The following is a 12242-nucleotide window of genomic DNA, read 5'->3' as shown; positions in this document are numbered from 1 at the left end:
GTGGGTACTCTTACCCCGTTGCCGGTGGTGCGCCATCGCTTTGTGGGTCTTCTTCGACAAAATCTGCGATCTCAAAGGTCAAAAGGACCCGGAAAACCCCGTCTTCGTCGCGCATCGTATCGAGCTGCCCTTCCAGCTGTTGAGTGAAGGCGCGCACAAGGCGATCCCCAAGGCCGGTGGACTCTGGCTGTTCTGCCGTCACCTCGGTCGGGCCAATGGAATTCGCCACCTCGAGCGTTGCCATCTTTTCGTCTGTCAGGGTCAGGCGCACAGACAGCCATGCGGTTTCACCCGCGCCAGCGCCCATGTATTTCATAGCATTCGTGGCCAGTTCACTCAGGGCGAGGCTTAGCGGTACAGCCTGATCGGGATAGAGCACGACCTGATCATAGCTTTGATGGATTTCAGGCTTTTCACGCGCCACAAGGGCCGAATCGACAAGGTTGTTGACGACGGTGGCCAGCAATTCGTCGGCGCGGATGCGTTCTTCGCTGGTGGTTTCATAGAGCTTCTGGTGCACATGAGCGATCCGCATCACCCGTTGCTGAATTTCGACCAGTCCGGTTTTTTCCGCCTCTGATCTGGTCTTGCGTATCTTGAGGTTCAGGATGGAGGCCACAAGTTGCAGGTTGTTCTTCACGCGGTGATGCACCTCTTTCAACAACACCGATTTCTGGTGCAGCGAGTTCACAAGGTCGGCTTCGTCCCGAAGGATGCTTTCGGCCATATCCTGCCATGTTTCATCCATCTCGATGATTTCCGACGGCGTGGCCAGTTTTCGCGATACCCCGCCGATCTGGCGTGTCTTGCGAAAGGCCTGCATCCTCAGCCGCAAATCCCGAATAGGGGACAAAACCATGACCTGTACCGACAGGAAGGCGACCAACAGGCCGGCCATCCACATGCCAAGGGGGATCATGAGAGACGTTGAAATTTCCTGCTGCCCTTCCAACAGGAGACCGCGGTCATGTTCCCAGCTGCTGAGCGCATAAATCTCGCCCTGAATGATCGGCACGGCGGCAAAAACCCGTTTGGCTCCCTCGGAATTGGTGCCGACAAAGACCGTTTTGCCAATTCTGGCTAGGTTTTGCAGCGCGTTATTGGCCGGCAACCGGCGCGCTACATCCTCAAGGCCGCGGCTCGAGGCAAGAACCTCGCCATCCGCGTTGAAGGCGATAAGATCAATGAAGTTTTCGTTGGCGGGATTGTCTTGGGGCAGGCTGAGCATCGCGTGTTTCAAGACAATCGCCACAAGCCCGTCAAAGGCCCCATCGGAAAGAATGGGCACCGAGATCACGACCGCCGGGTCCTTGTTGATCGCAGACCGGCGCACGAAGGACGCGCGCGGCGAGGGGTCATCGCGCATGGCCTGAAAAACACGGTGGTCTGACATGTCAGTCTGTTGGGGCGACGTCGCGCAACTGATCCTGCCGTCGGCGTCAATAACCCCGATAAAGGCGATCACGTGCGAAGTCTCCAGGAACCGTGACAGGCGCGCGGCGCAAGAGGCCGGATCGCCGCCAGAGGTTGGCGAAATTGCCGCCAGCGCTTGTGCGGCCCCGAACGCCATCGTGGCATAGGCGGCCTCGCGGTCGGCAGCCTCCGAGGTCATGGCCAGAAGCGTGGCATACTGGCGTTCTTCGGCATCTTTCAGAAGCTGCCGGTTCTGCTCGATCGAAATCATCCCGACCGGCAACATGGCGACTGCCAGAAGCACGGCAATTCTGAACGTCAGCGACCGGGTGGCCGTCTTGATCCAGTTCATCACACTGCCGTTTTCCGGGGAAGAATACTGTCTGAGACAACGGCAACCGTGGCCTGGTCTGTCAATTCGAGGGGCTCGTCTTCGGACAGAGACATCAGTTCGATCAGCCGGGCACGGGCGCGATTGACGCGGCTCTTGACCGTTCCGACCTTCACGCCGCAGGTTTCTGCGGCCTCTTCATAGCTCATCCCCGAGGCCCCGACGAGGACCAGGGCCTCGCGTTGTTCGTCGGTCAGTTCGGCAAAGGCCTTTTCAAAATCAGCCAGCGCCAGGCGCCCGTCATGGTGGGGCTTGACCGCAAGCGTGGCCGCCATCGCGCCGTCGACATCGGCCACTTCGTGCTTGGCCTTGCGCCGCTGCGAATAAAAGGTGTTGCGCAGGATCGTGAACAGCCACGCCCGCAGGTTTGTGCCGTTCTGAAACTTGTCAAAGTTTTTCCACGCCTTCACGATGCTGTCATGCACCAGGTCATCCGCCGAGGCCCGGTTGCGGGTCAGGCTCATCGCGAAGGCGCGCATACTTGGAAGGTGTTCGAGAATCTCGTCCCTCGAATCGGCCGCGGCCGTAGAGCTATTTGTCATTTGCTTGTTCCCGTTCCTTGAGCTGCTTGAGCAGGTCCACAAACCGATCGGGCACGGGTTCTTCGGTGTCCTTTTGAAAAACCTTTCTCAGGTTTTCGTCGATCTGTTCCTCAAGGCTGGATTTTCCTGTTTCGCCAACCATAGTGGGTTTCCTGTTTCTACCGGTAACTTTTTTACGCGTTTCTTGGAACCAAACGCAGTCCGGCGCGTTTGGTTCCAAGAAAAGTGACAATGAGGTCAAAAAAACATGTCTTCGAATGCACAGCCGGATTATCTGTCGGTCAAGGTCGCCCAACTGCTTCCCTACCTGCGTCGCTATGCGCGCGCCCTGACCGGAAGCCAGAACACCGGCGACACCTATGCTGCGGCCACGATCGAGGCGCTGATTGCCGACCAATCGGTGTTTGAAATGGGGTTCAGCGACAAGGTCGCGCTGTTCCGCGCATTTCACGCCGTATGGACAAGTGCCGGTGCCCCGGTTCAGGAAGAAGGGGAACTTGGCGCGGATGCGCAGGCCCAGAAACGCCTTGGCAAATTGACCGCCAATTCGCGCGAGGCGCTTTTGCTGCACACGATCGAGGAATTCCCTGTGTTCGAAGTCGCCCAAGTGATGGCGATTGATCAGCGCGAGGCACAGGCCCTTATAGAAACCGCCCGCCGCGAAATGGCACACAGCCTGTCTGGACGCGTTCTGATTATTGAGGATGAATCCATCATCGCGATGGATCTTGAAGATATCGTGTCCGAGATGGGCCACGCCATTACCGGGGTTGCGCGCACGCACAAGGGGGCGGTTCAGCTATTCGCGCGCGAGAAACCGGACCTTGTCCTGTCGGACATCCAACTTGCCGATGGATCGTCTGGTATTGATGCGGTCAATGATATTCTCAAAGATGCAGGGGACATGCCGGTTGTGTTCATCACGGCCTTTCCCGAGCGGTTGCTGACAGGTGAACGTCCCGAACCGGCCTTCGTGATCACCAAACCCTATTCCGAGGATCAGGTGCGGTCTGCGGTCAGTCAGGCGATGTTCTTCAGCAGCACAGAAACCCTGTCTGCCTGAAGCGAAATCTTAAAAAGGCACAAACGGCTTCAACCCACGGGTTGGGGTCGTTTTTCATTTCAAGTCAGGTGTTTGTCGGAACCTTCGGCTGCTTCTCTGGTTGTCTTTGCAAGGACTCACCAACGGGGACGAGGAGGACCAAATGCTGTTCAAGACATTTCTCGGAGCAATCGGTGCATTGGGCGTGTCGCTGGCCGCGCTGCCGTTTCCATCCGTAAACGACACCATGCCGGGAAACCGCATGCCCGATCAGAGGGATCTAATATCACTCGGGACGTTCAGCCTCGCGAGTGCCCGGGTTGATGAATTGCTGGATGCGCAGGTCGTAACAACCTCGCGACAGCCTGTGGGATGCATCGGATCGCTCGACATGGACGGAAATGGCGCGGTGAATGGGGCTGTGGTGTGGCTGCCACCGCAGACGATGCTGACGCAGGCCCGACCGGTCCATCTTCCTGCAGCCGTTCTTACGGTTGCGGCCCCTCCGGACGAAGACCTGATACTTGTTTCGGCGATCAATGAGGATGCGCTGCACCGTTTGCCCACCTATCCGGCGGGTACACAGCAAGTCACGGATTGCACGGGGTTTTTTGCATGGTTCTAAACAGGTCAAACGCAGCGACGTGCGGGATTTTATTGGTTGTCACGGAACCGTAAGTCGCCTGAGGCGTTGATCTTATGAAACGGACATAAGGAGTTTTACCATGACCGACCAAACAAACAGTGGATCGCAATCCAATGCAGTGCTGGCCTTCGTGTTGGGCGGTGTCGTCGTGGCCCTGGGGGTGCTGGGTTGGGTCGTTCTTGGCGGCAGTCTTCCTGGTGACGAGCCGGATATCAGCATCACCGTTCCGGGGGTCGGCTCGGTGGAAGGGGAAGTCACCGAAAGCCAGTAAATCCTTTCAAACCTGCCTAGAAATGGCCCTTCAGTCCTTTCCCCGGACCTGTCCCGGACCGGGCCATTTCCTACCTTGGGGTCGGCACATGCCGGCCCCCTTTTTTGTGGTCTGCCCGCGATTTGGGCATGCGCCCCGTGCGTGCACAAAATGACGCAGTGCAGCATTGCGGGTCTATTGGAACACTGCAAAACTCTGCTAGAATGTGCCCATTCTAACGCAGGTTTTTTTCATAATGGGCACCTATATTCGCGCATCCGCCCTGTCCGGGCTTGACGATATCGCCTTGCGGCGAGGTCTGGATCTCGACGCGCTTCTGGAAAAGCACGATATCGACCCGGCAGTCTTTACGGCGCATGAGGCCGAAGTCGATTTTGAATCCGCCTGCGCGTTGCTGGAAGACTGCGCGCAGAAGTGGGACATGCCGGATTTGGGCGTGCACCTGTCGCGTTACCACGCGCTTGAAACGCTGGGCGTGGTCGCGCTGGTGACGCGCATGGAAACCTCTGTGCGCACCGCCGTTCGCGAGATCATCCGCAACCTTTACCTGCACACCAATGGCGTGGTCGTGGCACTGAACGAACCCGAAGGCGAGGGGCCTGCCGAGATGATCTGGGCCTTGCGTGGCAGCCGGGGCGACAAGCGCCAGTTCCGCGAAAGTGGCCTGTGTAATTCGCGCACGATTCTGGAATGTATCGTGGGGCACAAAGTTAAATTCTACGAGGCATGCGTTGTGCATGCGGCGCCCACAGGCCGCGACAGTCTCGCGCTCGAACTGGGCTGTCCGGTGCGCTACGGAACCGAGATAAACCGCCTCGTTTTTGATGCCAGGGTCTTGGACGAACCGTTAAAGCGTACCGATGTGGCCTTTCATCCGATCATCCGGCGCTACCTTGCCGAGATCAGCGCCGAGAAGGGCCAGAGTTTCTCGGATCGTGTCCGGTTGGAAGTGTTCCGGCAATTGTCGCTGGGATTGGTCTCGCAGGATCGGGTCGCGGCGGCTCTGCGCCTGCAGCCGCGCACCTTGCAGCGGCGCCTCAAGGCGGAAAACACCAGCTTCCGCGATATTCTGGACGAGGAACGCCGGAAACGGGCACTTGCGCTGGTGCAGCAAACCGACCTTCCGCTCTCCGAGGTGGCGCTGGCCGTGGCCTATTCGGACCAGACGGCATTCAATCAGGCGTTCAAACGGTGGTTTGACAGGTCTCCTCTCAAGGTAAGGCGCGGGGTGCCGCTCTTGCCGGGATCGGCCTGAGATTCGATACGGGCGCAACCGGCCATAGGGCTTTGCCAGCTGCGCCCGCACCCCGATCCGATCATGAGACCGGTCGGTACGTCGCCCCCACAAAGGCCACCCGAGACTGGGAAGGGGGCCCTTCAGGCAAACGTGTCCTTTCCGCGCGGTGCGCGGGAAATTTCTGTGACGCTGGCCGGAAACCGGCCAGCGCCGGCCTTGGTTTTCTGTGAGTGGCACCCGGTCGGCCCAAGGCGTAAGCCGGTCGGGTTTTGGCAGGAGGTGTCTTGGGTCTCATCACCTCTTCGATACTGATATGAGGGGTCCGACCCGGATTTACTTTGCAGCCGCGGCCTGTTTCTTTTGAATTTGCGACAGGGTCGAGTTTCGCAAAGGACCGGGGTCTAAACGGTTGACCACAGGGCCGGATCGCGCCCTTATGCAGGGATGGAAAACCTTGCGGACAGGCTGTTTCCCTTTTTTCAGGCGCTCAAGGACGCGCCGGGCCGGTTCTTTGGCAAAGACGGGCTGAAACGCGCCAGCTATGTCGCGTTTTCCATGATCCTTGCCATCTTCCCGTTCTGTATCCTGGTCCTGTCCGTGGCCGTTCTGTTTTCGACGAACCAGATCACCCAGAACTATGGCAGCCTTGAAGACCTGTTGAATGTGGTCTTCGGCAGCTGGCCCGATGAAATCGCCCGTCCGATCGAAACCGAAGTGCGTGCCGTTCTTCAAAACTCGGGCCGGTCCACGGTGACGGTGGGGGCGCTGTTGACGCTGTTGCTGGCTTCAAACGGGTTCGAGGCCGTACGCGAGGTTTTGTCAGAAGCCTACCGCGAAGATGACCCGCGTCCGATCTGGAAAAAGCGGCTGGTTGCCGTGGCCTTTGCCATGGGTGGGGCAGTGTTCGTTACGGTGTCGGGCGTTCTGGGCGTGCTGGTGCCGGTCTATCTGGCCTATGTGTCCGACGCTCTGCCGGTGCTGCATCTGGACCTTGTCACCAGCGAGATCATGGCCCGTCTGGTCACGGTGGGGTTCCTGTTTTTCGGGTTGATCGCCATGCATAAATGGCTGCCGGGCCTGCGCTGGCCGGTGCGTTCGGTTCTGCCCGGGGTGCTGCTGACCATGGTGCTCTGGGCCGTCTGTGCCAGCGGGTTTGACTATTACATCCGCACCTTTTCGAACTACAGCATGACCTATGCCGGTCTGGCCGGGGTGATGACGGCGCTGATCTTCATGTACCTGATGTCGGCGGTTCTGGTCTTTGGTGCCGAATACAACGCGCGGCTTGACGAATTACGTGGCGGGCATCCGTCAGAGTAACGGCGCAAACAGACGGGCCACCGGCGCCCCGAGGCGGATCCAGAGCGGCTGATCGGGCAGGGATGTCTCAAGCAGGTAGGATTGCGCAAAATCCGCTTCCAGCATGAGCGCCACATCCCGCGCCGCGCGTACGTCAAAGAACATCGCTGTTGTCTCGAAATTCAAACGACATGACCGGTTATCAAGGTTGATCGTCCCTACCGAGGCGATGCTTTCATCCACAAGCAGCACCTTCTGGTGCGTGAACCCGTCATCATGGATGTAGAACTTGACCCCCGCTTCGCGCAATTCGTCGAAATAGTCGAAAGCGGCCAGATAAGTGGACCAATGGTCCGGCTTGCCCGGCACGAGGATACGCACGTCGATGCCTTGCATGGCCGCGATTTTGAGCGCGGACTGGATATCGGCATCAGGCACGAAATAGGGCGACGCGATCCAGATTCGTTTGCGAGCGGCGCGGATGGCGGCGCAGAAATAGAGGTTGCCCGTTTCCATCTCGTCCGCGGGGCCGGGGGCCAGCAACAGCGCGTCCATGTTTTCCTCGGCGCGCGGAGCTTCCCAGAACAGGTCATCCAAAAGGCTGCTTTCCGTGGCCCAGTGCCAGTCTTCGCAAAATACAAGCTGAAGCTGCGATACAATCGGCCCGCGCAGGCGGCAATGGGTGTCGCGCCAGTGCCCCATCTCGGGGTGATGGCCCATATATTCGTTGGCCACGTTCAACCCGCCGGTGAACCCGACGATCCCGTCCACGATCACGGTTTTGCGGTGGTTGCGGAAATTGACCTGCAACCGGTTGGTGGGTCCGCGCAAGGCGTTGGTGTCAAGGATGTTTACCCCTGCATTGGTCAGGGTCTCGACATAATCTCGGGACAGTTTGTTGCTGCCAACCGAGTCATAAAGAAACAGCACCCGGACCCCGCGCGCGCTGGCCGCCATCAACCGTGCGTGCAGGGCGCGCCCCAGATCATCATCGCGCACGATGTAGAATTGTACCAGCACATAGGTTTGCGCGGCGTCTATTGCCTCGAAAATCGCGTCGAATGTTTCTTCGCCGTCGACCAACAGGTCCATGGCGTTGCCCGACACGATGGGCGAGGCGGCCAGCCGCTCGAACGTTTCATAGCCGACATTGTCATCATCCCCGACAATTGGATGGGTCGCGCGGAACGCTTCGATCCCTTCGACCACCCGTTCGGATTCGCGCCGCTTGATGACATAACCAGCGAATTTCTTGTGCCCGAGGAACAGGTAGAAAAAGATCCCCAGATAGGGCGCGGCCAGCAGGAATACGACCCAGGCCACCGACCCTTGCGGCGTACGGGCATTCTGTACCGCGCGAAAGGCAAAGTAGATCGCCACGGATTCGAGCAGAACAAATAGAATGACGGGCAGGGTGGCGTACATGCGGCCCTCCGAAAGTCTGGCGCAGAATTTCAATCAGCCTAGCGTCATCTGCGTTTTGGGGAAAGCGCCGTTGCGTGACTTGGCCCCGTGTGGCGTCTTTGGGGGATTGCACCGGCAAGGCGGGCGGCTATTGTCGGCGACACAGAGGCGGAAATGGTTTGGGAGGACCACGCGGTGAAGGACACAATCGGCAGCTATTTCGACGCAAAAGCAACGGATTACGCAGAGAACCTGTTCCTGATGGTGCCCGCCGATGCGGCGCGAAACTATCACTCCGGCGGCTTTGGTATCACCTATGGCGCTGCACGCGATCTGGTGCACCGCTGGCAGGACCAGTTGCGTGCTGCGGGCTATGGGCATCGGCACCGTGTGGCCGTTCTGTTGGGAAACCGCCCCGAAATGATGCTGTTGAAACTGGCGCTGAACGGGCTTGGGATCAGCTGGGTACCGGTCAATCCCGATTACCGCCCGTCCGAGCTGGCCTATCTTCTGGAAGACAGCGCCGCTGATCTGGCCATTGTGGCGCCGGAATATCTGGTGCTGATGCAGGACGGGATTGCCGAGACCACACAGGCGGTGGCTCATGTGTTGCTAGACGACGATCTTGTCGTCCTGCCGCCAGCGCCGCGTGCCGCGTCGGATGATGCGGTGGACGGCGATACAGAGGCCAGCCTGATCTATACTTCGGGCACCACGGGGCGCCCCAAAGGCTGTATCATCAGCCACGCCTACGAACTTGACATGGGGCGTTGGTATGCGTCGCGTGGCGGTTTGCTGGCCTTTCGCGAGGGGCAGGAGCGACTGTATAATCCACTTCCACTGTTCCATGTAAATGCCGGAATTATATCGTTTTATTGCATGATCGAAATCGGAGGATGCCAGATCATCCCGGAACGGTTCCGCGCCAATTCGTGGTGGCGCGAACTGGCCGAGACCGGCGCGACGGTGGCGCATTACCTTGGTATTGTCATTCCCGCACTTATGAACCTGCCCAAGGGCGATTGGGACGACAAGCACTGTCTGCGGTTTGCAGTGGGTGCCGGGGTTGAGCCCACCCTGCATGAGCCCTTTGAAAAACGGTTCGGCTTTCCGCTGATCGAGGTCTGGGGCATGACCGAGATGTGCCGCATCCTTGCTGCCAACACCGAACCCCGTCATATCGACACGCGCGCCTTCGGGCGGCCCGGGCCGGGGCTTGAGGTGCGGGTGGTGGATGAACATGACCGCGAAGTGCCGCGCGGCACGGCGGGCGAAATGGTGCTGCGCCACAGCGCCGAAACCCCGCGCAGGGGGGCGTTTTCGGGCTATCTGAACCTCCCGGAAGCAACCGAAGAGGCCTGGCGCGGCGGTTGGTTCCACACTGGTGACACGGTGATGATGGACGAAAGCGACATGCTCTTTTTCGTGGATCGCAAGAAGAACATCATCCGACGGTCCGGTGAAAACATCGCCGCCGCCGAGATCGAGGCCTGCCTGCAGGATCACCCGGCGGTGGATCGTGTCGCTGTACTGGCCGTGCCGGACGCGCTGCGTGACGAAGAGGTTCTGGCCTGCGTATCCCTCACCGATGCCAGTGTCGCCGCCGAAGACCTGTTCGATTGGTGTTTTGCGCGGCTGACCTATTACAAGGCGCCGGGCTGGATCCGGTTTGTTGAAAACATTCCGGTCACGGGCACCCAGAAAATCCAGAAACACGCGATGTTTGCCGAAGGCGAAGACCCAACCCACGGCGCGGCGGATTTCCGGTCACGCAAGAAACGCGGGTAGCCCAGAGATTTTCTGACGAGTCCTTTCTATCGATTGTTGGCAACCGCGCAGGACTGAGCAGGACAATTGAGTGGTCGCCAACCCGTCACGGTCGCGCCAAAACCGATCAAAAGAGAAGGGGCATACCGGTCATGTGCCCGATATGCCCCCCTAATTCCTTGAAGTTCCGTGAACCGGATCACGCGCGACGGCGACGGCCCCCTGCGCGGCCCCCGCGGCCACGGCCTTCCTGACCGGGTTTGGCGGGTTGTTTGTTGAACGCGATCCACGCCGCACCGCCTTCGTCGTTGTTGGTCAGGAAGTTGGCGGCACGGATGGCCTCCATTTCCTTGCCTGCACGCGGTTTGGTGCTGCCAAGGCCGAACATCTGGCAAAAGGTTTCGTCGTCCATGTCTGCGGGCAGGATGATGCCTGCGGCCTCGACCTCGGCCTTTTTCTCGGCCAGTTTCTTGGGGCCGACGGGCAGGGCGACCGGGTTCATGATTGCCGAGGTCATGCCTGTGGCCATCGCCATGGGCAGGAAGGCGTTGTTGATGCCGTGACGGTTGGGCAGGCCGAACGAGATATTCGACGCACCGCAAGTGGTGTTTACGCCCAGTTCGTTGCGCAGGCGGCGGTTCAGTTCGAACACCTGCAGGCCCGCCGTGCCCATCGCGCCAATCGGCATCACCAGCGGGTCCACGACGATGTCATGGGCGGGAATGCCGAAATCGGCCGCACGTTCGACGATTTTTTTGGCCACGGCAAAACGCACTTCGGGGTCTTCCGAAATGCCGGTGTCGTCATTCGAGATCGCCACCACCGGCACGTTGTACTTCTTGACCAGCGGCAGAACGACCTCAAGGCGCTCTTCCTCGCCGGTGACCGAATTCAGCAGCGGACGGCCCTCTGCGACTTCGAGACCGGCCTCAAGCGCGCCGGGCACGGACGAGTCGATGCAGAGCGGGCAGTCGGTTACGGCCTGTACACGTTTCACCAATTCGCGCATCAGATCAGGTTCGACAAAGTTATTGTCGGCATAGCGCGGGTCTTCGGCCATCTTGTTCGAGAACACCGCGCCCGAGTTGATGTCCAGCACGGTCGCCCCGGCGGCAACCTGCGCCAGAGCGTCGGACTCGACACGGGAAAAATCACCGCGCTCAAGTTCTTCGTTCAGGATCTTGCGGCCCGTCGGGTTGATGCGTTCGCCAATCACGGTGAACGGCTGGTCAAACCCCATGATCGTGGTTTTTGTTTTAGATTCAATGATAGTACGGGTCATACTTGATCCTGTTGGTTTAAGCTTTTGCAGGGACGGTCGAAGCGCCGCCGTTGTCGATGGCCCAGGTGGCATTGGTCTTGATGCCGCCCAGCGGGAAGAAGTGCACCTTCTCGATGTTGAAGTCGGGGTTGGCGGCCTTGTGTGCGGCCAGGTCGTTGATCACCTCGTGCGGTTCATAGGGCAAGAGCAGCTTGGAGACATCCATTGCGCGTTTCTGCAGCACCTTGAGGGACGGGCCCACGCCGCAGGCGATGGCGAACTTGATCATCGTTTGCAGCTTGGCCGGACCGGCGATGCCGATATGCACCGGAATGTCGATGCCGGCCTCTTTCAACCCGTCGGCCCAGGCGATGATCGGCTTGGCGTCAAAGCAGAACTGTGTCGCCAGTGCCATTTGCGCATCCGTGGTTTCCGAGAATTTCTGTTTCCAGCGCAGCGCATCGTCCACGTTCTTGTGCGACTCGTCGGGATCAATGTCCTTGTTGCCCTCGGGATGGCCCGCGACGTGCAGGTTGGTAAAGCTCGCCTTGTCAAACAGGCCGGTTTCCAAAAGCTGCATCGAGCAGTGATAATCGCCATGCGGGGTGTCCACGCCCCCGGCCAGCAACAGCGCCTGTTTCACGTCCGCTTCGCCCTGGTACATGGCGATCCAGTTTTCCAGCGTGGCCTTGTCCTTGATGATGCGCGCCGGGAAATGCGGCATCACGGGATAGCCTTCGGCATTCAGTCGTTTGGCCGTGGCGACCATGTCTTCGATCGGGGTGCCTTCGATATGGGCGATGTAAACGCGTGTGCCCTCGGGCAGAAGCGTACGGAAATCCTCGACCTTGGCCGCGGTGCGCGGCATGACTTCGATCGAATAGCCTTTCAGAAAGGCTTCGACCTCGGGGCGGACGGTTTTGACGTCATCCGTTTTTTTCTTGAAGTTCAACAGTGCCATCACGGCCT

General features: G+C 59.3%; 12 protein-coding genes. 6 read left to right on the top strand and 6 right to left on the bottom strand.

All coding sequences use genetic code 11. The features are described 5' to 3' along the window. Positions 1 to 10 precede the first annotated feature (10 nt). The 3 genes from WNE31_RS17130 to WNE31_RS17120 are packed head-to-tail and all read right to left on the bottom strand — an operon-like array spanning position 11 to position 2488. Entirely contained in the window at positions 11 to 1765 is a 1755-nt protein-coding gene (locus WNE31_RS17130) for a sensor histidine kinase (RefSeq protein ID WP_349981172.1), read from the bottom strand. After that, positions 1765 to 2346 (bottom strand): RNA polymerase sigma factor, encoded by a 582-nt coding sequence (locus WNE31_RS17125; RefSeq protein ID WP_349981171.1) that lies wholly within the window; start codon positions 2344 to 2346, stop codon positions 1765 to 1767. Before WNE31_RS17125 ends, WNE31_RS17130 begins: the two co-directional genes overlap by 1 nt. Then, entirely contained in the window at positions 2336 to 2488 is a 153-nt protein-coding gene (locus tag WNE31_RS17120) for a NepR family anti-sigma factor (RefSeq protein ID WP_349981170.1), read from the bottom strand. Before WNE31_RS17120 ends, WNE31_RS17125 begins: the two co-directional genes overlap by 11 nt. A 105-nt stretch (positions 2489 to 2593) precedes the next feature. On the opposite strand from WNE31_RS17120, the gene WNE31_RS17115 reads away from it, so the two are divergent. The 5 genes from WNE31_RS17115 to WNE31_RS17095 all read left to right on the top strand — a co-directional run bounded on the left by WNE31_RS17115 (position 2594) and on the right by WNE31_RS17095 (position 6862). Then, positions 2594 to 3409, top strand: coding sequence for a response regulator (locus WNE31_RS17115; protein WP_349981169.1), 816 nt, complete (start codon positions 2594 to 2596; stop codon positions 3407 to 3409). 142 nt (positions 3410 to 3551) lie between these two features. Continuing rightward, a complete protein-coding gene (locus WNE31_RS17110; protein WP_349981168.1) occupies positions 3552 to 4013 on the top strand; it encodes a hypothetical protein in 462 nt (153 codons plus the stop codon). 100 nt (positions 4014 to 4113) lie between these two features. Then, positions 4114 to 4305 carry a hypothetical protein gene (locus WNE31_RS17105; RefSeq protein ID WP_349981167.1) on the top strand — a complete coding sequence of 64 codons (192 nt, stop codon included), beginning with the start codon at positions 4114 to 4116 and terminating at the stop codon, positions 4303 to 4305. A 235-nt stretch (positions 4306 to 4540) separates the two neighbouring features. Then, complete coding sequence (locus WNE31_RS17100) at positions 4541 to 5560, top strand: AraC family transcriptional regulator (protein WP_349981166.1); 1020 nt, start codon at positions 4541 to 4543, stop codon at positions 5558 to 5560. 426 nt (positions 5561 to 5986) lie between these two features. Beyond that, complete coding sequence (locus WNE31_RS17095) at positions 5987 to 6862, top strand: YihY/virulence factor BrkB family protein (RefSeq protein WP_349981165.1); 876 nt, start codon at positions 5987 to 5989, stop codon at positions 6860 to 6862. On the opposite strand, the gene cls is transcribed toward WNE31_RS17095, so the two are convergent. Continuing rightward, the gene (cls, locus tag WNE31_RS17090; RefSeq protein ID WP_349981164.1) at positions 6854 to 8266 is read right to left on the bottom strand and encodes a cardiolipin synthase; all 1413 of its coding nucleotides are present in this window, start codon (positions 8264 to 8266) and stop codon (positions 6854 to 6856) included. The genes WNE31_RS17095 and cls overlap by 9 nt on opposite strands. A 174-nt stretch (positions 8267 to 8440) precedes the next feature. On the opposite strand from cls, the gene WNE31_RS17085 reads away from it, so the two are divergent. After that, positions 8441 to 10033 (top strand): AMP-binding protein, encoded by a 1593-nt coding sequence (locus WNE31_RS17085; RefSeq protein WP_349981163.1) that lies wholly within the window; start codon positions 8441 to 8443, stop codon positions 10031 to 10033. 178 nt (positions 10034 to 10211) lie between these two features. On the opposite strand, the gene WNE31_RS17080 is transcribed toward WNE31_RS17085, so the two are convergent. Together WNE31_RS17080 and WNE31_RS17075 are read right to left on the bottom strand one after the other, a co-directional pair. Continuing rightward, positions 10212 to 11294, bottom strand: coding sequence for a methyltetrahydrofolate cobalamin methyltransferase (locus WNE31_RS17080; RefSeq protein ID WP_349981162.1), 1083 nt, complete (start codon positions 11292 to 11294; stop codon positions 10212 to 10214). A 16-nt stretch (positions 11295 to 11310) separates the two neighbouring features. Further along, complete coding sequence (locus tag WNE31_RS17075) at positions 11311 to 12234, bottom strand: methylenetetrahydrofolate reductase (protein WP_349981194.1); 924 nt, start codon at positions 12232 to 12234, stop codon at positions 11311 to 11313. Between the last annotated feature and the right edge of the window lie 8 nt (positions 12235 to 12242).

The sequence above is a fragment of the Shimia fortis genome, assembly GCF_040225985.1.
In the GTDB taxonomy this organism is placed as follows: Bacteria; Pseudomonadota; Alphaproteobacteria; order Rhodobacterales; family Rhodobacteraceae; genus Shimia.
The sequence above is the reverse complement of the archived record's forward strand: the minus strand, read 5'-3'. Positions and strand labels throughout refer to the sequence as shown.

What these genes read in the sequence shown, in the direction of transcription:
- WNE31_RS17130 (WP_349981172.1), bottom strand. Translation starts at nt 1,765, where the DNA reads ATGAACTGGATCAAGACGGCCACCCGGTCGCTGACGTTCAGAATTGCC.
- WNE31_RS17125 (WP_349981171.1), bottom strand. Translation starts at nt 2,346, where the DNA reads ATGACAAATAGCTCTACGGCCGCGGCCGATTCGAGGGACGAGATTCTC.
- WNE31_RS17120 (WP_349981170.1), bottom strand. Translation starts at nt 2,488, where the DNA reads ATGGTTGGCGAAACAGGAAAATCCAGCCTTGAGGAACAGATCGACGAA.
- WNE31_RS17115 (WP_349981169.1), top strand. Translation starts at nt 2,594, where the DNA reads ATGTCTTCGAATGCACAGCCGGATTATCTGTCGGTCAAGGTCGCCCAA.
- WNE31_RS17110 (WP_349981168.1), top strand. Translation starts at nt 3,552, where the DNA reads ATGCTGTTCAAGACATTTCTCGGAGCAATCGGTGCATTGGGCGTGTCG.
- WNE31_RS17105 (WP_349981167.1), top strand. Translation starts at nt 4,114, where the DNA reads ATGACCGACCAAACAAACAGTGGATCGCAATCCAATGCAGTGCTGGCC.
- WNE31_RS17100 (WP_349981166.1), top strand. Translation starts at nt 4,541, where the DNA reads ATGGGCACCTATATTCGCGCATCCGCCCTGTCCGGGCTTGACGATATC.
- WNE31_RS17095 (WP_349981165.1), top strand. Translation starts at nt 5,987, where the DNA reads ATGGAAAACCTTGCGGACAGGCTGTTTCCCTTTTTTCAGGCGCTCAAG.
- cls (WP_349981164.1), bottom strand. Translation starts at nt 8,266, where the DNA reads ATGTACGCCACCCTGCCCGTCATTCTATTTGTTCTGCTCGAATCCGTG.
- WNE31_RS17080 (WP_349981162.1), bottom strand. Translation starts at nt 11,294, where the DNA reads ATGACCCGTACTATCATTGAATCTAAAACAAAAACCACGATCATGGGG.
- WNE31_RS17075 (WP_349981194.1), bottom strand. Translation starts at nt 12,234, where the DNA reads ATGGCACTGTTGAACTTCAAGAAAAAAACGGATGACGTCAAAACCGTC.